This window comes from Mesorhizobium subarcticum, assembly GCF_055456085.1.
This window is the reverse complement of the sequence record NZ_CM144237.1, coordinates 2,416,541-2,435,147: the sequence shown is the minus strand read 5'-3', so window position 1 is coordinate 2,435,147 and position 18,607 is coordinate 2,416,541. Positions and strand designations below refer to the sequence as shown.

General features: G+C 61.5%; 14 protein-coding genes. 5 read left to right on the top strand and 9 right to left on the bottom strand.

From position 1 onward, the window contains the following. The first annotated feature begins 98 nt into the window (after positions 1–98). The 4 genes from ACZYHG_RS11895 (at position 99) to amrB (ending at position 6,092) form a co-directional block, all read left to right on the top strand. Entirely contained in the window at positions 99–482 is a 384-nt protein-coding gene (locus tag ACZYHG_RS11895; protein WP_464613943.1) for a hypothetical protein, read from the top strand. After that, positions 479–1,186 carry a DUF4760 domain-containing protein gene (locus ACZYHG_RS11890; RefSeq protein WP_464613942.1) on the top strand — a complete coding sequence of 236 codons (708 nt, stop codon included), beginning with the start codon at positions 479–481 and terminating at the stop codon, positions 1,184–1,186. The genes ACZYHG_RS11895 and ACZYHG_RS11890 overlap by 4 nt, the downstream gene beginning before the upstream one ends. Before the next feature lie 56 nt (positions 1,187–1,242). Further along, positions 1,243–4,221, top strand: coding sequence for a caspase family protein (locus tag ACZYHG_RS11885; protein ID WP_464613941.1), 2,979 nt, complete (start codon positions 1,243–1,245; stop codon positions 4,219–4,221). A gap of 155 nt (positions 4,222–4,376) precedes the next feature. Further along, a complete protein-coding gene (gene amrB / locus ACZYHG_RS11880) occupies positions 4,377–6,092 on the top strand; it encodes an AmmeMemoRadiSam system protein B (RefSeq protein ID WP_464613940.1) in 1,716 nt (571 codons plus the stop codon). On the opposite strand, the gene ACZYHG_RS11875 is transcribed toward amrB, so the two are convergent. Together ACZYHG_RS11875 and ACZYHG_RS11870 are read right to left on the bottom strand one after the other, a co-directional pair. Continuing rightward, positions 6,093–7,865, bottom strand: a complete 1,773-nt coding sequence (locus ACZYHG_RS11875; protein ID WP_464613939.1) for an MORN repeat-containing protein — start codon at positions 7,863–7,865, stop codon at positions 6,093–6,095. Between the two features lie 334 nt (positions 7,866–8,199). Beyond that, a complete protein-coding gene (locus ACZYHG_RS11870; protein WP_464613938.1) occupies positions 8,200–9,288 on the bottom strand; it encodes a trypsin-like serine peptidase in 1,089 nt (362 codons plus the stop codon). Between the two features lie 397 nt (positions 9,289–9,685). Between ACZYHG_RS11870 and ACZYHG_RS11865 the strand changes: the two genes are divergently transcribed. Further along, the gene (locus ACZYHG_RS11865) at positions 9,686–10,783 is read left to right on the top strand and encodes a S1 family serine peptidase (protein WP_464613937.1); all 1,098 of its coding nucleotides are present in this window, start codon (positions 9,686–9,688) and stop codon (positions 10,781–10,783) included. Between the two features lie 77 nt (positions 10,784–10,860). Here ACZYHG_RS11865 and mgrA read toward each other — a convergent pair whose 3' ends face one another. The 7 genes from mgrA to ACZYHG_RS11830 all read right to left on the bottom strand — a co-directional run bounded on the left by mgrA (position 10,861) and on the right by ACZYHG_RS11830 (position 18,398). Further along, on the bottom strand, positions 10,861–11,907 hold the full coding sequence (mgrA, locus tag ACZYHG_RS11860; RefSeq protein ID WP_464613936.1) for an L-glyceraldehyde 3-phosphate reductase: 1,047 nt from the start codon (positions 11,905–11,907) through the stop codon (positions 10,861–10,863). Positions 11,908–12,043: 136 nt separating this feature from the next. Beyond that, positions 12,044–13,201: a Gfo/Idh/MocA family protein gene (locus ACZYHG_RS11855; protein ID WP_464613935.1), complete on the bottom strand. Its 1,158-nt coding sequence runs from the start codon at positions 13,199–13,201 to the stop codon at positions 12,044–12,046. A gap of 11 nt (positions 13,202–13,212) precedes the next feature. Then, positions 13,213–13,959, bottom strand: a complete 747-nt coding sequence (locus ACZYHG_RS11850) for a sugar phosphate isomerase/epimerase family protein (RefSeq protein ID WP_464613934.1) — start codon at positions 13,957–13,959, stop codon at positions 13,213–13,215. 73 nt (positions 13,960–14,032) lie between these two features. Next, a complete protein-coding gene (locus ACZYHG_RS11845; RefSeq protein WP_464613933.1) occupies positions 14,033–15,133 on the bottom strand; it encodes an ABC transporter ATP-binding protein in 1,101 nt (366 codons plus the stop codon). Next, positions 15,133–16,056, bottom strand: coding sequence for a carbohydrate ABC transporter permease (locus tag ACZYHG_RS11840; protein WP_464613932.1), 924 nt, complete (start codon positions 16,054–16,056; stop codon positions 15,133–15,135). Before ACZYHG_RS11840 ends, ACZYHG_RS11845 begins: the two co-directional genes overlap by 1 nt. Beyond that, positions 16,053–16,949 (bottom strand): carbohydrate ABC transporter permease, encoded by an 897-nt coding sequence (locus ACZYHG_RS11835; protein ID WP_464613931.1) that lies wholly within the window; start codon positions 16,947–16,949, stop codon positions 16,053–16,055. Before ACZYHG_RS11835 ends, ACZYHG_RS11840 begins: the two co-directional genes overlap by 4 nt. Before the next feature lie 192 nt (positions 16,950–17,141). Continuing rightward, positions 17,142–18,398: an ABC transporter substrate-binding protein gene (locus ACZYHG_RS11830; protein ID WP_464613930.1), complete on the bottom strand. Its 1,257-nt coding sequence runs from the start codon at positions 18,396–18,398 to the stop codon at positions 17,142–17,144. Between the last annotated feature and the right edge of the window lie 209 nt (positions 18,399–18,607).

The following is an 18,607-nucleotide window of genomic DNA, read 5'->3' as shown; positions in this document are numbered from 1 at the left end:
CCTCGGCGCGGACCCTCTTGCGCGGTTCGCGCGATATGAGAACATTCCCGGCCGCGGCATTGGCGCATGACGACCGGATGAAGTGGATAGGATCGACCTTGAAGAATAAAGCCTTTTCCTGGCGCGCAGCGATTGCCGGCCTTGCCGGGGGCCTGCTTTTGGCCGCCAATGCTTCAGCCCAGGACACCTGTGGACTCTGCGTCAAACAGGTCGTCATCAATTCCGAGCTGGCGACCTGCTTTCTCGACCAGTACGACCAGATCGCCGCCAAGAGCAACAGCGGTGCGGTGGTCGTCGATCTGTCGAACTGCGCCTCGCGCGGCATAGTCGAGGCGTTGCCGTCACCCAACAAGACAGCAGTGGAGCCGGACGTGCAATTCATGGTTTCGCGACCACAGCTTGTATGCCTGAAGAAGCAGCTGGAGGCTCCGGGCATCGTGCTTGACCCCTCCGCCACCATCGAACTGGACAGCTGCAAATGAAGAAGCCGGGGGGCACGACAGGACAGACAGCGCAAACAGCGCCAGCAAAGGCAGCCGAAAAGAAAACGGCACTACCGGAAACCACCGAAGGTTTTCCGTGGCCAAGCAGCCACGAGATCAAGAAGGAAAGCAATCCTTTCACGGATCGCGACTGGCGCATGCTGATATATGCATGGTCGGGCATGGCGGTGCGTTTCGCCATCATCTTCACCTTGATGTTCTCGGTCTACCAGTTCCTCGCCAATCAGGAACAGAAGCGCGTCGAACAGACGATGTCTTTAGTCGAGCTTTGGGAAAACAAGGACTACCAGCAGGCGCAGCGGGCGCTCAAAGATCGCCTGACGGCGCTCAACGCCAAATACGACAATCTGCTCAGCGCCAACCCCTCGCCGACCGAGGAACAGGTGTTCCGGACGCGCATCGGCATCGAGGCAATGACAGCCACGGGCGGTGACATGCCGCTCGCCGACTTCAACGAGAATTTCGACCGCATAGTCTACTTCCTCAATCGCCTGTCCTTCTGCGTCGACGGCGATCTGTGCTCGCGCAAGGTGACCGACGCCTATTTCCGCGACTATGCCACCTCGTTCTGGAGTTATTTTGCCGGCTATGTCGACAAGCAGCGCAAGGCGGGTTCGCCCACTTTTGCGACGGCAATCGAGGCCTATGTGCGCAGTGGATCGCCGACGACCGAAGCCAAATAACGATGGGAAAAGCGGGGATCAGCGTCCGCCTCATGCGTGCCTGCCGCTGGCTGGCCATGACAGGGGGCCTGATCACGGCCTCGGTCGCGAATGCCGAGGATGCTCGGGATTTCCATCTGGATCTCGACACCGGAGGCCATACCGCCCGGATTGCAGACCTCGCCTTCACACCCGACGGCGAGGATCTCGTTTCGGCATCCGATGACAAGACCATCCGCATCTGGGACTGGCAGAGCGGCGTGACGCTGCGCACCATTCGCGGCTATCTCGGCAATGGCAATGATGGCAAGATCTTCACGGTCGCGGTCTCGCCGGACGGCAAGACGATCGCCGCCGGCGGCTATTTCGGCGCCAGCCTCGGTGACAAGCCGCCCTATGGAGACATCAGGCTGTTCGACTTCGCCACCGGCAAGATGAAAGCCGTGCTCAAGGCCGCCGACTACGCGACCTATGACCTCGTTTTTTCACCCGATGGAAAGGCGCTTGCCGCCGGCGGTGCCGATGGCGTCGTCTATCTCTGGAAACGGGACGACAAGACCACGTCAGGCTGGACGCTGGACAAGAAGCTCGACGCCGATTCCTGGCACATCGACAAGCTGGCCTTCGCCGCCGCGGGAACCCGGCTGGCGGCGACCACCACCGACAATGGCATCCGCCTCTGGGACGTCGCCAAGGGCGAAGAGATCGCCTTGCCTGCTGAAGCCGAGCCGTTGCGCGACATCAGTGTCATGGCGCTGGCCATCTCTCAGGATGGCACCCTGTTTGGCACCGGCAGCAAGGACGGCCAGGTCCAGCTCTGGCGCGCGGCCGACGGCACGCTGGTGCGCGCCATGCCGAAGCAGGATTTCCTCATCGGTTCGCTGACTTTTGCCAAGGGATCAAGGCTGGTCGCATCCTGCGGCTATCGCTGCGCCGACAAGCATCGTTCCATCGTCTGGAATACTGACACAGGCGAGAAGCTGCTCGACTATGCCGGTCACGACGGCACGGTCTATGCCAGCGCCGCCAATGCCGACGGCTCGCTGGTCGCGACCGCCGGTGGCACCCGCAATGCCATCCAGGTCTGGGACCCGGCGACGGGTGAACGCAAGGCCCTGCTGCAGGGAGTGGGCGAGCCGGTGACATCAGTCGGCATCGATGCGGCCAGCGGCATCATCGCCTGGGGCAATGCCAACCCCTGCCCCGAGCGCGTGGCTTGCCCCGAGCAGCTTGGTGCGTTGGACAAGAGGTTGGAACTGCCGACCACGGAGCGGTTCTTCGTGGATCCGCAGCCGCTGACGGAGCCGGGCTCGTTTGCCCGCGCCGCGCTGACCGACGGCCAGTGGTCGCTGCACGCCACCCAAGGCGGCAAGGATGCCCTGGATAACGCGGTGCTGGAGATCGCCAATGGCGGCAAGCTGGTGCGCTCGATCGAGAACGATGCCACCAACGGCTTTGTCCATTCCGCCTTCACGCTGATCGACAACGGGCTTGGCCTGATCACTGGCGGCAATGACGGCACGCTGCTGGAATACAAGGCGGCCACCGCCAGGGTTTCCGGCGAATTCACCGGCCATACCGGCGAAATCAACGCCATGGTTGCCTCGGAGAAATCAGGCCTTCTTGTCACCGGCAGCGCCGACCAGACAGTGAGGCTGTGGAACCTGAAGACCCACGAGCTGATCGTGTCGATGTTCTTTGCCGGCTCGCAGTGGATCGCCTGGATGCCGCAGGGCTACTACTATTCCTCCGACGAGGGCGACAAGCTGATCGGCTGGCAGGTCAATCAGGGCCGCGACCATGAGGGCCGTTTCATCCGTGCCGGCCAATTGAAAAAGTATCTCTGGAGCCCGGAAATGGTGCGCCGCGCCATCATCCTGCGCAGCGCCAAACAGGCGGTCAAGGAGATGCGACCGGGCGTCGACAACGAGTTGCAGAAGCTGTTGCAGCGCAAGCCGCCGGAATTCGGCATTCGCCTCGCCGAAGACCAGAGCAAGGTCCGCGACGGCTACGTCGCCGTCGAGATAACAGGCGCCAGGGAGGCTGGAACCGATGTTTCCGGCTTCTCGATCCTGTCGAACAGCCGCAATGTCGGCGACATTGCCACGCGCTCAGTGGATGGCGACAAGACCATCGTCGAGGTGCCTGTCGAAGACGGCCAAAACACCATCCGCGTCACCGGCACCAATGAATATGGCTACCTCACCGAGCGCAGTGTGGAGGCGCTGGCGAGGAAGACAGAGAAGGCCGAAGCCAAGGGCAAGCTCTATGTCGCGGTCATCGGCGTCGACAAATATCCGTTCCTGACCAACGCCTGTTCAGGCCACGCCTGCGATTTGCGCTATCCCGTCGACGACGCCACCGAATTCCTCAAGGTGATCGCGCAGAAATCGGCGCCCTTGTTCTCCTCGATGGAGACGCTGGTTCTCGTCAATCGTGAGGCGCTCGACGAAAGCCCGGACAAGGCCCAGCAGACCTACACGGTCGCCAGCGCCGATAACATCATGGAGCCGGATTCGCACACGATCGACGATCAGCTGGCCGATTTCCTCGACAAGCCTGGCGAGCACGACACCACAATCATCTTCGTTGCCGGCCACGGCATCAACATCGACGAGGATTACTATTTCATCCCGACCGATGGCCGCAAACAGGATGCCGATCGCTGGAAGCGATCCTCGCTTGTCGATTGGGGCGATATCCAGAAATCGGTCGAGCGGGCCAAGGGCATGCGCTTCATGCTGCTCGACACCTGCCATGCCGCCAACGCCTTCAACCCGCGCCTCGAAAAGGACGCGCAGGACGCGCGCATCGTCGTCTTCTCCGCAACCGCCGCCAACAACACCGCCGCTGAACTGCCGGAACTCGGCCACGGCGTCTTCACCTATTCGGTCCTCGAAGGCCTGCGCGGCAAGGCGAGGACATCAGATGGCGGCGTTACGCTGTTCGGCCTCGCCGATTTCATTTCCCGCGAAGTGGTGCGGCTGACGTCGTCGAAGCAGAAGCCGTTCTACTATGTCGGGGGCGTGGAGAATATTGTGTTGGCTGAGCCGTGAAGGGGCGGGGTCTGCGCCCAGGCACCCCCCTCTGTCCTGCCGGACATCTCCCCCTCAAGGGGGGAGATTGGCAGTTTCGGCCTCGTGGCCCTTTTTGCCGCGTTGAAAATTTGCGAAAGCAGGAGTCGCAGCCAATCTCCCCCCTTGAGGGGGAGATGTCCGGCAGGACAGAGAGGGGGGCCTGGGCGCAGATCATCCTGATTTTTACACTCATGCTTCTCAGCTTCCTCCCTCTCCCCGCCTTCGCCGCCCCTGTCGTCTGCCCACCCGGCGCCGAAAACTTCCCACCCTTCTACGACGACGCCACACTCTTCAAGAACGCCATCGCCAACGTCGCCAACGTCCAGCCATCCAACCAGCGGCTGACCGGCATCACGGTGCCGCATCATCTCCTGGCCGCCAACCTCGTGGCACTCGGCTTCAGGGCCGCGTCCGGCTTCCGCTACAAGCGCATCGTCATCCTGTCGCCGGATCATTTCCACAAGACGCACAAGCTCTACGCCACCACGGTGCGTGGCTTCGACACCGTGCTTGGGCCGGTCGCAGCCGACACCGATGCGGTGCGCCTTCTGGAGAAGAATGGCGACATGGTCGAGGACTCCTGCCTGTTCGACAAGGAGCATGGCGTGCGTGCCATGCTGCCGTTCCTGCACCATTATTTCCCCCAGGCGAAAATTGTGCCGATAGCGATGTCGGTGAAGGCGAAGCGCGGCGACTGGGACAGGCTGGCGGACGCGCTTAAGGTAATCGTCGACCAGGACACGCTGATCGTCGAATCCACCGACTTTTCGCACTATCTGCCGCAGCATGATTCCCGGCGTTTCGACCAGCAGACCCTGAACATGCTGGCCGCCGGCTCGCTTGACGGTATTGCAGCGCTGCGCCAGCCCGATCATGCCGATTCCGTCGGCGCGCTCTACATCCAGACCAGACTGCAGCGCGAATTGTTCGGCGCCCAGCCGCTGGTTGTCGCCAACGAGAACTCGCAGGAGCACACATCAGACTATGTCGAACGCACTACCAGCTACGTGGTGGCGCTGTTCGGCGCTTTCGGCCCCGGCTTCAACAATCCGGGGCGGCCAAAGGACAGGATCTACTATCTCGCCGGCGACGTGAATTTCGGCCGCGCCATGAAGAAGATCCTGGTCCGTGACGGCATTGCCGACAGGATCGTCGACAGCATCCTGTCGCTGACCGGATCGCGGCCGCTGATCGTCAATCTCGAAGGCGTCATCCTGCCCAACGTGCCGGAAGCGATCGACGACATGACGTTGGCGATGCCCGAGGACCTCGCTGCCAGCATGCTGAAGCGGCTGCACGTCGCCGGCGTCAGCCTCGCCAACAATCACGCTTACGACCTCGGTCCGTCAGGCTATGCCGAGACGCTGCGCGCGCTGGATGCGGCCGGCATCCCGCATTTCGGCCAGGGCGAAACGCTGGCGCTTGCCGACCTCGACCTTGTCGGCCTGACCGATATCGACACCAACGGATCGAAGAACACCGACCTGTTGACCCCCGCCCTGCTCGACCACCTGCTGCATGAAAACGCGCAGCGGCCGGTTGTCGCATTCGTCCATTGGGGCCGCGAGTACAAGACCGAACCCTCGGCGCGCGAAGAGATGCTTGCCGATGAGATGCGGCTGCGTGGCGTCTCGGCTATTGTCGGCGGCCATCCGCATGTGTCGAGCGAGGCGATCGTGCAGCTTGCCGGCGGCGATGTGGCGGAGGTCTATTCGCTCGGCAATTTCCTGTTCGACCAGAGCGCGGAGCGCTCTTCAGGATCGATGCTGGAACTGCGCGTTTTCCCCCAGGGCACGATCTTCACCAGGCTCATTCCGCTGCCCAACTATTTCGAGATGGGCAGGAAATAACTACCCGCAGCCAGCCATCTGGCGCGGCAGATAGCAGGCAGCTGGTTCGGTCTTGGTTTCGAACAGCGATTGCTTCGGCCGGAAGTAGAAGAAGGTCACGGGCTTGCTCTCGCGCACGCTGCCGTCGGCGAAGTGTGCAGCGATGCTGAAACTGTGGATCGACGACATCGACGACCACATCTTCAGCCGTGCCGTATAGGCGCTGACGTTCTTGTTGCCGCGCACCGGCATGGGAAAAGTGTAGTCGTGCTTGCCGATCGGGAACTCGATGTTCTGGTAGCGCATCGCTTCCGGGCTGCCGCCACCGCCATCGCCGCATTCGGCCATCGATTCGGGAACCTCGAAGACGGCCATGGTCATCTGGGCGCGAAACGGCTCGCTCTGCTGGTAGACATGGCCCTGATCGTCAGCCCATGAATAGTCGAACTTGCCGATCGCGTTCAGCGTCATCGCCTGGTTGAAGTTGCCGAGATAATCGCCGACCTCTCCGAAATTGATCTTGTTGGTGAGCTGGCTGCGGCAGACATTGAGACTGTCGACCGAGGGACAGGGAAAGCGCCCCGTCTCCAGGCTCGCCGTATCGACGCCGGCTTCGTCGAGCACGCTCTTGATCGACACATCGACGCCCTCGCCGAAATCGCCGATATCCTTGGTGAACATGCGGCTTGCCTGGCCCGTTGGCTTGCCGTCCTCGTCAACCGTGGTGAACTGGATCGACATCTTCATGTCCTTGGCGTCGCCCCAGCCATTGTTGATGATCGTGAAATCCGGCCGGAAGCCGATGCAACCGAAATGCTCGGAGATGGACAGCATCGGCTTGCGGTAGGCATCGCTGGCGGCAACCTTCATTTCCAGGCTGTCGAGCTTGACCTTGGACTCGTCCGTCGTCTTCAGGTCGACCTCGGCAAAGGCCGGGGTGTTCTCCCAGTCCTGGCCTTCATAGACATTGGTGGTGTTGACCTGCCCGGTGCCGTTCCAGGCATCGTTGTAGAGGTTGTCCTCGGGATAGATCGCAACGTCCTCGTCGCGCACCAGGTGCTGGTATTTCAAGTCAGTCTGCTGCGTCATCCGCTGGTCCACGATAACGCCGATCTCGACCTTGTCCGCGTCGCCGCCGCCGGCCTGCGCCTTGAGCAGGCCGCCGACCCTGGCATCGGCCAACACGTCCGGGCGCGAGCCGCCGACTTCCTCGCCCATCACCCATTGCGATTGATAGACCGTGCCGCCTGCAAGCCGGGTTTGGCCCTTGCCGTTCTTCAGCCCATCGACAAAAGAGCCGGCAAAGATCTCACCGGTTTTCGACAGCAACCTGCCTTCGCCATTCGGGATGCCGGCGACGAACTGGCCTTCATAGCGGTTGCCGTCGGCATCGATATGGATGCCCTTGCCGTTGAACTCTCCGGCCAGCCACTTGCCGTCGAACACCTCGCCCGAGCGTAGCTCGAGCCGGCCTTGCCCGTCGGGGCGGCCGTTCCTGACATTGCCAAAGTAGCTGGAGTAGACGGTCTTCGGGTCATAGCTCGCCGAGCCGCGTACCCGCCATACCAGCCTGCCCTTGCCGTTGATGGTACCGTCCTCGGCGATGGTCTTGTCGGGCGACTGGCCCGCCGCCGGCTCCCAGACGAAATCCAGGTTCCTCTCCGGATGAAAATCCCAGACCCGCACGGTTCTGCGCAGCACGGAGCGTGTGTCCGCCTGGTAGAGAATCTGCACGCGCTCGGCCCAGGCGCCGGCGGGCGGCGTGGACGGGTCAGCGAAAGCTGGCGAAAGCATCAACGCACCTAGCATCGATACCGCCGCGATCCCCAGAATTGCCCTTGCCCGCGCCATCCCAAAAACCCCTTTGGATGCCTCAACCCCTTGGCAAGTCGAGCCTAGAGCAATTCCAGGAAAAGTGTGAGCGGTTTTCCCAGGGACGAGCGCGTAGCGCTTTCCCTTGAGAATTGCGTCAAAACAAGGAGATAGAGCATTCGCCGTTTCCGTGAAACAGCGAATGCTTGAGCGGCGAGCCGGCCTCGTGCAAGGGAAGCCGCGCGGGAAACGTAGGCATGAAAAAGGCGGCGGGATTGACCCGCCGCCTTTGCATTCTCTGCCAACCCCAGCCTGCTTATTTATAGAGGCTGTTGATCCACTGGATGTTGGCAGCGTTCAGGCGCACAGCGGTATTCGCTTCGGGGCTTTCCGCCACGTTGACACCGGTAATGATGCGCTGCTTGGAGTTGTTGTCGTAGGCGTAGACCGCGCTGCCGCTCGACCCCGGGAACGTATCGCAGTCATACTGGAAATATTCCGGGGCGATGTTTTCGGCTTTCACTTCGCAGCTTGCCTTCCACATCGTGCCCATCGGCTTGTCGCCGGGATAGCCGACGAGGTTGGCGGTGAAGTCGCCAAGATCGTCATAGTTGGCATAGCCCAGCCAGCCAAGGTTGGTGCCGACATCCTGCTTCAGCGTGATGATGCCGAGATCCCACGGGATCACGGAGCCATAATAACCCTGGTAGTTGTCGATGAAGCCCTGCAGCACATAGGCGCTTTCATACTCGAAAGCCCCGAACGGCGCGTCGTCCTTGGTGCTGCCATTGAGGCCTGGCACAAACAGATAGTCCGACAACCAGTCCTTGTCCTCATGGCTGTAGAGGCAGTGTGCAGCGGTGAGCACAGTGCGCGGGCCGATCAGCGTTGCCGAGCAGCTACCATAGCCGGTCTTCGACTTGGCTTCGAGATAGCCGATTGCCGAGAACGGATAGGTCTTGGTGTTCTTGACCTGCTCGCGATCATCGGTGCCGAAAACCTGACGGCCGGCTTCGCCTTCGCCAAGCCCCGGATCCTCGGTCTTGCGCGGGCCGCCTTCAGTTCCATTGGCCGGCGCGTTCAGTTCCTTGATGATGATCTCGCGCAGAGCTTCGCTCGGCTCGATCTTGATCACCTTGCCATCGGCGGACCGTCCGACGATGCCATAGGATTTTACAGCCGTCTTCTCGTCGGTGAGCGGCGCGGCGCGGCTGTCTTCGTCAGTCAGCTTCGGTGTCGTGATCGGTTTTGCCCGCCCGGCCTTGAAGTCGCCTGAAGATACGTCCCGCATGCTTTCGCCATTGCCGCCATTGGCGGAGCCAGGATCGGCGGCGAAAGCCGGAACAACCCACATTGCGGTGGAAAGCAATGCGGACGCTATGATGGTGTTAGTCAGTTTTGTCATGGTGAGACTCTCCCAAAAGTCAGCAAGGACTGGATCCAAATACAGAAATATTGTCGAGATCGTGGTGATGCGAAAAAATCAGTTTGCTTACCGGCATTCCTTCGACCGTTGATCTGGGCGCTGATTTTCAAGGCCCCCGCCAAAAAAGTTCCGCAACGGTATACTGCCTAAAATAATCCAACATTGGCAATGACAAATCGCTTCCACGTAGCCCGTGGGGGGCTATAGGATTTTGTGCGGGTTCTGCTCGCGGGCACGGTTAGCAAAAGTGGGATTCGGTTTTGTGACCGGTCGCGCGTCGTTTCGGTACGGCACGCGTCTGGGTCGCTGGACCGGCAACTCCTCCTTGCCAATGCCTGGAGTCGATCCGCGCGGGAGAATTCTCAGGAGGTTTCAGGTGCACATCACAAGTCGGTTCGGGCCAATGGTTGCCGCTTCGCTGCTTGGCGTCGCCGCTGTCATCACATCGATCAATACGAGCCAGGCGGATGAAAGCACCGTCAGGCCGGAAGCGGCGATCTCGCCGATGCAGCGGGTCAATGATGCTCGGGCAAAGGCAGCGGCGGAGAACCCCGACGGTGCCGACCGTGTCTATGGCGGCAACCAGGCCGAAAAGGGCGCCTATCCGTTCCAGGTCGCTTTGCTTACCACCAGCAGGCTGGATCAGAACCCGGCCTCGCAGGCCAACGCGCAGTTTTGCGGCGGCAGCCTGATCGCGCCGAACTGGGTGCTGACTGCGGCGCACTGCCTTAACGACAAGGGCAAGCCGATCTCACCGGATGCTGTCACCGTGTTGACCGGCGCCACTGAACTCAGCGAAGGCAAGCGCCACAAGGTGTTGCAGGTGATCGTCAACGAGGGCTACAGCGAGCAGACGCTCGACAATGACCTCGGCCTGCTCAGGCTCGAAGACTCGGCCGATGCGCCGACCATCAAGCTTACCCATGAGGCGACCCCCGACACCGGCAAGACCACCGTCACGGGCTGGGGCAAGATGCAGGACGGAACGTTCCCAACCACGCTGATGGTTGCCGACCTCGACCTGGAGCCAAACAAGGCCTGCAACACCGGCATCAAGGCCATCTATGCGCACGATTTGAAGGCAGCGCTCGGCGATTTGTCCCACCGCATGCGCTACTCCGAAAAGGGCATCGATGCCGCTGCCAACGCAATCGCGGCCGACATGAACGACCCGCTGACCAACAACATGATCTGCGCCGGCACCACCAGCGGCGCGCGCGATGCCTGCAATGGCGACAGCGGCGGCCCGCTGTTCATGACCGGAGCCAACGGCCCGGTCCAGGTCGGCATCGTCAGCTGGGGCGAAGGCCCGGCGGACGGCACCGCGGCCTGCGGCCACAAGGACGCCTACGGCATCTACACGCGGCTGGCCAACTACACTGGCTGGGTGGAGGCGAAGATGAAGACCCCTGCGCCAGCGCCGGAAAAGCCCAAGGTCGGACTCGGCACGGCCCAGAAGCCAAAGACGCCCTGAGGCTGAACGATTGGTTTGCCATGAAAACGGCGGGAGAGAATCCCGCCGTTTTTGTTTGCCGGCTTGTCCGCGAAATTTTACTTCCTCGGCGGGCCTTTGCGCTCGGCCGAAGCCGCCCACAGATTGATATCGGACTCGCGCGCGTAAGTATCGATTTCCGCCAATTCGGCATCACTGAAATCAAGAACCTTCAGCGCGCCGACGCAATCCTCGACCTGCTCCGGCCGGCTGGCGCCGATCAGCGCCGAAGTCACTCGCCCCTTGCGCAGCACCCAGGCCAGCGCCATCTGCGCCAGCGTCTGGCCGCGCTTGCCGGCGATCGCGTTCAGCGCCTGGATGTTGGCCACGGTGTTGTCATTGATGAAGGCCGGGCGCAGCGACTTGCCTTGCGAGGCACGGCTGCCTTCGGGGATGCCGCCGAGATATTTGTCGGTCAGCATGCCTTGCGCCAGCGGCGAGAACACGATCGAGCCGACGCCCAACCCTTCCAGCGTGTCGAGCAGGCCATCTTCCTCGACCCAGCGGTTCAGCATCGAATAGCTCGGCTGATGGATGATGCAGGGCGTCCCGAGCTGCTTCAATATGTCGGCCGCCTCGCGGGTGCGCTGCGAATTGTAGGACGAGATGCCGGCATAGAGCGCCTTGCCCGAGCGCACCGCATGGTCGAGCGCGCCCATGGTTTCTTCGAGCGGCGTGTCGGGGTCGAAGCGGTGTGAATAGAAGATGTCGAGATAGTCGAGGCCCATCCGCTTCAGGCTCTGATCGAGGCTGGCCAGCACGTATTTGCGGCTGCCCCATTCGCCGTAGGGGCCGGCCCACATCTCATAGCCGGCCTTGCTCGAGATGATCAGCTCGTCACGATAGGCGGCGAAATCAGTGCGCAGGATTTCGCCGAAAGCCGTCTCGGCCGAACCGGGCGGCGGACCGTAATTGTTGGCGAGGTCGAAATGCGTGATGCCGAGATCGAAAGCCTTGCGCACGATCGCCTGCTTGGTCTTGTGCGGCGTGTCATTGCCGAAATTGTGCCACAGCCCGAGCGAGATCGCCGGCAATTTGAGGCCGGACCGCCCACAACGGTTGTAGATCATTCTTTCATAGCGATTTTCGGCGGCGACATAGGGCATGGGAAAAATCCTCGAAATCTGAACAGACCGCCAGCTCCATTGCAACAGCGGAAAGCCGGCCAGCGCCCTACCCTTTACCCTCTCCCCGCGAGAACGGGGAGAGGGACAAATCAAAATTATCGATAATCCTGGCGACCTACTTTTTCTTGGCCAGCAGCTCCTTGGCAGCCTTGAGGCCAAGCGCCGCAGGGCGCTCGCAAGTGGTCTGCATGGCAACGAACTTACCGGTCTCGCCAGAACGCAGGATGCCGGTCATGACATCGACGGCATGCAGCGCCAGTTCCATCGAACAGCGGTGCGGCCGCCCCTCGACAATCGCCAGCGCCATATCGGCAAGGCCTGAGGTGCGGTAATTGGCCATCATGCCCTGACCGTGCATTTCGTTCGGCACCCCAAGCGGATGTTTCCATTTCGGCAGCTTCTTGACCGGCTTGCCCTCTTCGGTGACGCGCACCTCGCCGCCGAAGAAATTGGGATCCGGCACGAACACCGTGCCGGCCTCGCCATAGAGTTCCATCGGCGCATGGCCGTGAGCCCAGACATCCCAGCTGGTGTTCAGCGTCACCACGGCCCCATTCTCGAATTCCAGAACGGCATGAATGGTGGTCGGCGTGTTGACCGGAATCTTTTCACCCGCGCGCGGCTTCGATGAAATCGTCCGCTCCTTGGCCGGCGTTGTCGTAAAGGCCGCCACCTGCTTCACGGGTCCGATCAGCTGGATCAGGTTGGTGATGTAGTACGGCCCGATGTCGAGCACCGGCCCGGCGCCCGGCTGGAAGAAGAAATCCGGATTGGGGTGCCAGTGTTCCATGCCGTGACCCATGACATGGCAGGTACCGCTGGTGATCTTGCCGAGCTTTCCCTCATCGATCAGTTCACGCACCAGTTGGTGCGCGCCGCCGAGGAAGGTGTCGGGTGCCGAGCCGATGCGCAGCCCCTTCTTCTCCGCTCGTGCCTTGAGGTCCTGGCCCTCCTTGAGCGAGAGCACGAACGGCTTTTCCGAATAGACGTGCTTGCCCGCGTCGAGCACCTGCTTCGACACCTCGTAGTGCACCGCCGGTATCGTCAGGTTGACGATGATGTCGATGTCGGCGGCCTTGAGCAGGTCCTCGACGGTCTCGGCACGCAGCTTGAATTCCTTCGCCCGTGCTTTCGCCGCGTCCATGTTGATGTCGGCGCAGGCTCGCATCTCGATACCGCGAAACAGCGGCGCCAGCGAAAAATATGCCTTCGAGATGTTGCCGCAGCCGATGACGCCAATACCCAGTTTCCCAGTACCCAGCTTCTTTGCCATGGTGATCGTTCCTAGTAGCTCTTGACTGATGCGATCGAGCGGCGGGCGAAGCGCTCGATGTCGTTGGGATTGTCCTGTTCCATGACAAAGTATTTTGTCGCGCTCTTGGCCCGCAACAGCTTGATCAATCCGGCCCAGTCGATGGTGCCGTGGCCGACATCCGACCAGCCATCCTCGTCCAGTCCTTCACCTGGCTTGGCGATGTCCTTGACATGCACCGCGACGATGCGCTTGCCATGCTTTTCAATCCAGGGCAGCGGGTCGGCGCCGCCGCGCACCACCCAGGCGAGGTCCATCTCCCAGCCGATGCCGGGGGCGGAAGACAGGATGTGATCCTGCGGCACCGAACCGTCGGCGAGCGCCTTGAACTCGAAATCGTGGTTGTGCCAGGCAAAGCCGTAGCCGGCCTTTGCGGCCACCTCACCGACCTTGGCCAGACGCTCGCCGAAGCCACGCCAGCCGGCCGCGTCGGACGGCCTTTGCTCCGCCAACAGATAGGGGCAAATCAAGAGCTTGATATCGAGCGCTTCGGCGATCCTGCGAACGCCGTCGAAATCCTTCTCCAGCGCATCGATGGAGAAATGCCCGGTCGGCATGGCAAGGCCGTTCTTGTCGAGTTCGGCGCGGAAGGCCTTGGGGTCATCATAGACGCCGCCAAAGCCTTCGACTTGCGTATAGCCGAGCTTGCCGAGTGTCGCGAGCACGCCCGTCCAGGGCAGGAAATTGCGGGCACTGTAAAGTTGGAATGACCAGTTCATCGTCTCTGTCCGTTCTGCTTTGGGGTGGACTTCTTGGGGGATGGATCTCTTGGGGGATGAATCTCTGGGGAAGTTAAAGGCGGCTGCCGGTTTGGGCATCGAAGAGCGAGGCCCGCATCGGGTCGAAGCCGATGCTCACCGCGTCCGCATTCCTGGGCGTGCGCTCGGACGTCACCCGGACGGTGAAATTCTGCTTGCCGAGCTTCAGCCAGACCAGCGTATCGGAGCCCATCGGCTCGACGACTTCGACAGTTGCATCAGCCGTAAAAGGCAAGCCGGTGCCGCTGTTGAAGGCGACGTGCTCGGGGCGGATGCCGAACACGGCCGGCCCCGGTACCGGTTCCTTCTCGAAGGCGTATGTGCCAAGCGGGATGCGCACATCCTCGACAGTGAAGTGCCAGTCGCCCTTGTCCTTCTCCAGCCTGCCGTCGATGAAATTCATCGCCGGCGAGCCAAGGAAGCCGGCGACGAAGCGGTTGACCGGGCGGTTGTAGATGGTCTGCGGCGCGTCGAGCTGCTGGATGACGCCGCCCTTCATCACCGCGATGCGATCGGCGAGCGTCATGGCCTCGATCTGGTCGTGGGTGACGTAGATCATGGTGTTCTGCAGCTTGCGGTGCAGCAGCTTGATCTCGACGCGCAGTTCCGAGCGCAATTTGGCGTCGAGATTGGACAGCGGCTCGTCGAACAGGAAAACGTCGACATCGCGCACCAGGGCACGCCCGATCGCCACGCGCTGCCGCTGGCCTCCGGAAAGGGCGGCCGGCTTGCGCTGCAGCAGCGGTTCGATCTGCAATATCTCCGAAGCGCGCGCGATCCGTTTGGCGATTTCGTCCTTGGGCAACCCGGCGACACGCAAGCCGAAGGACAGGTTTTTCTCAACCGTCATCTGCGGATAGAGCGCGTAGGACTGGAACACCATGCCGATGCCGCGGTCCTTCGGCTCTTCCCAGGTGACGTTCTTGCCTTTGATGAAGATGCGGCCCTCGGAGATATCGAGCAGGCCGGCGACACAGTTGAGCAAGGTCGACTTGCCGCAGCCGGAGGGACCTAAAAGCACGATGAATTCGCCTTCGGCGACATCGAGATTGAGCGTCTTCAGCACCGACACCGCACCGAAGTTCAGCGACAGATCCTGGATCGATACGCTGGTACCATTCTCAGCCATATCCATCAGCCTTTCACCGCGCCGGCGGCGATGCCGCGCACGAACCATCGTCCAGAGACGAAGTAGATGATCAGAGGCACCGCCGCCGTCAGAATGGTAGCCGCCATGTTGACATTGTACTCCCTGACACCAGTCGTGGTGTTGACGATGTTATTGAGCTGCACCGTCATCGGCCAGTTGGACCGCCCCGCAAAGACGATGCCGAACAGGAAGTCGTTCCAGATGCCGGTGACTTGCAGGATGATCGCGACGACGGTGATCGGCACCGACATCGGCAGCATGATGGAGAAAAAGATGCGCCAGAAGCCCGCACCATCGACACGCGCCGCCTTGAACAGCTCGACCGGAAGTGCCGCGTAGAAATTGCGAAACAGCAGCGTCAGGATCGGCATGCCAAAGATCGTGTGCACGATGATGATGCCCGGAAGCGTCGCAAACAGCCCGACCGAGCTCAGCCCGATGATCAGGGGATAGATCACGACCTGGTACGGCACGAAGGCGCCGAACACGAGCAAGCCGAAGAGCAGGTTGGCGCCCTTGTAGGGCCAGAAGGTCAGCGCGTAACCATTGATCGAGGCGCAAATGATCGAGATGATCACGCTCGGCACCGTGATCTTCACCGAATTGTAGAATCCCGGGCTGAGGCCGTTGCAGTCGCGACCGGTACAGGCATGGAGCCAGGCGTCAACCCAGGGCTGAAAGGTCGGCTCGACCGGAAAGTTGAAAAGATGTCCCAGCCTGATCTCCGGCATCCCTTTCAGCGACGTCACGATCATGATGTAGACCGGGATCAAGAAGAAGAGAGCCGCAACGATCAGGAACGCGTAGATGCCGATACGGCCGGCCGATGTCCCGCGCGGTTTCGGCCCGAAGGGCACAACGCCGGCCTGATCCGACGGGTCCCGGACAGTGATCTGGGCGGCGGTCATGTGGCTGCCTCCTGTCGACGCTTTCGCCGCCACAGCACAAGTCCGCTGAACGCCAGCACGACCAGCACCGGCAGAAGCATCATGGTTGCCGCGGCCATGCCCTGGCCGACATTCTGGCGCACCGTGATGAGCTGGATGACGTAGACGGCCGGCATGGAGGTGGCGATGCCGGGACCACCGCCCGTCATGGCGATGACCAGGTCATAGACGCGCACCACGCCGACACATTGGAGAACGAAGGCGGTGGCGAAGGCACCCTTCATCATTGGCGCCACGATGGAAACATGGGTACGCCACGTCGGGATACCGTCGACCCTCGCCGCTTTCCAGATCTCTTCGTCAACGCCGCGCAGGCCCGCAAGCAGGATCGCCATCGTCACGCCCGAGCCTTGCCAGATGCCAGCCACGACCAGCGCGTAGATCGCGGTGTTGGCGTCAACCAGGGGCGCGAAGCTGAAGCTCGACCAGCCCAGATTGCGCATTGCCGCCTGCAGGCCGAGATTGGGGTCGAGCACCCATTGCCACACAAGGCCGGTGACGATCAGCGACATGGCGAAGGGATAGAGGAAGATCGAACGGAACAGGTCTTCCTGGCGGATGCGCTGGTCCATGAAAACGGCAAGCAGATAGCCGAACACCATGTTGCAGGCGATGGACATCAGGCCGAAGAACCAGATGTTGTTGACCGAGACGAGCCAGCGATTGTCGGCCCAAAGCCGCCTGTACTGCGCGAGGCCGACGAAATCATAGCTAGGGAAGAGCTTGGAACTGGTGAAGGACCAGAGCACCGAGAAGCCGATACCGATCACGAAGACACCGACAGCGACGAGGATCATCGGTATCGTGCCGATGACGGCGGGCAGGTGAAATCTGTGTCTCCAGCTCCTCTGCATCGTCCGTCTTTCTCCACTTCTACCGATACGCCGGGATCGTCTGGCGACGCGAAAGTCAGCCTCCGCCAGATACACAACCGCTGCGGCTTCCGATCCTGCGATTGTCAGCCCGCCGGCAAAGCTTTCTGCTTGGCGAGCTGAGGTGGACCGAGGCGCCGCTGCATGAGCGGCGCCTCGGGTGCTGATCGGCTCCTAGTCGGAGTTTCCGATGATGGTGGCGAACTTCGCGGTGGCGTCGTCAGCCGTCATGGAGTCATCGGCGAAGAATTGCGCAACGAGCTCGTTGAGCTGCTGGTTGGTGTTCTCGGTAATGAACCGGTTCGTCGCGGTGACGATGTTGGCCGGGTCTTCCACCGCCTTCAGCGACTTCTGCATGCACGGGTCGGCCGTCGACATGTCGACATCGCCGCGCACGGGCATGGAACCCTTGGCGTTGTTGAAAGCGACCTGGACCTCAGGGCTGATCAGCAGGGCTGCGAGACGCTTCTGCGCTGCCTCGATATCCGGATTGTTCTGCTTGAAGAAGACGATGATGTCGCCGTCGGTGCTGACCACCGGCTTGGCCTCGTTGAGGCCGATCATGCAGCCGAAATCCTTGACACCGGTCATGCCGGCGGCCGCGAATTCGCCACGCGCCCAGTCGCCCATCACCTGCAGTCCGGCCTTGCCGGTGATCACCAGATTGGTGGTGTCGTTCCAGTTGCGGTTGGCGTAGCCATTGTCGGTGAACTGCTTCAGGGTCCGCAACTGCGTGAAAACGCCTTTCATCTCGGGGCCGCCGGCAATTTCAGCGCTCTTCTTGGTATACATCTCGTCGCGCTTGGCGACACCGAGAGCCTCGGTGACCATGTCCTGGAACAGCAACTGGATCTGCCAGCCATTGCCGTCGCCGCCGATGGCGAAGGGAATGAGGCCGGCCTCCTTGATCTTCGGCGCGGCCGCGATGAAATCGGCCAGGTTCTTCGGCTCCGGCACCCCGGCTTTCGCGAACACCGGCTTGGAATACCAGGCCCAGTAATTCGAATGAATGTTGACCGGAACGCACCACCAGTGGCCGTCAACGAGGCAGGCGCTGCCGATCGCCTTCGGGCGGATGACCTGATCCCATTTGCCGGCGGTAGCAATATCCGTGAGGTCGAGCAGTTTGCCGCCCGAAATCAGCTCCTCATACTGCCGTCCGGGATTGAACTGAGCCGCGGCGGGAGGATCACCGCCGAGCACACGCTGCATGACGGTCGAGCGCGCGGTTTCGCCAAGGGCAATCGCGCTGTCCACCCACTTGTCGCCATGGCCATCATTGTCGAGGGCCTTGGCGAACTGCGAGACCGCCGCCGACTCGCCCTTCGACGTCCACCAGTGAATCACTTCCAGGTCCGCGGCAATGGCCGGGCCGGCAAACTGCAGCGCGACCGTCGCAGTCAGCGCAGCGGCCAAAACTCTGTATCGCATTTCGGTTCCTCCCAGAATCTGAAACGTTACAGATTTTCGATACGGCAATTGAACGGAAGGCGCAACCCTGGGCATGCGAGCCGCTCGATATTTTTTCGAGACGCGAAAAAAAAGCGTCGGCAGGGACGCCGTTGTGCGTCGCAATATGAGCTATCGCAGCGCAAAACAGGCAAACTGCTCGTAGAAGCCGGCAAAAGGGTGGTGCCTGC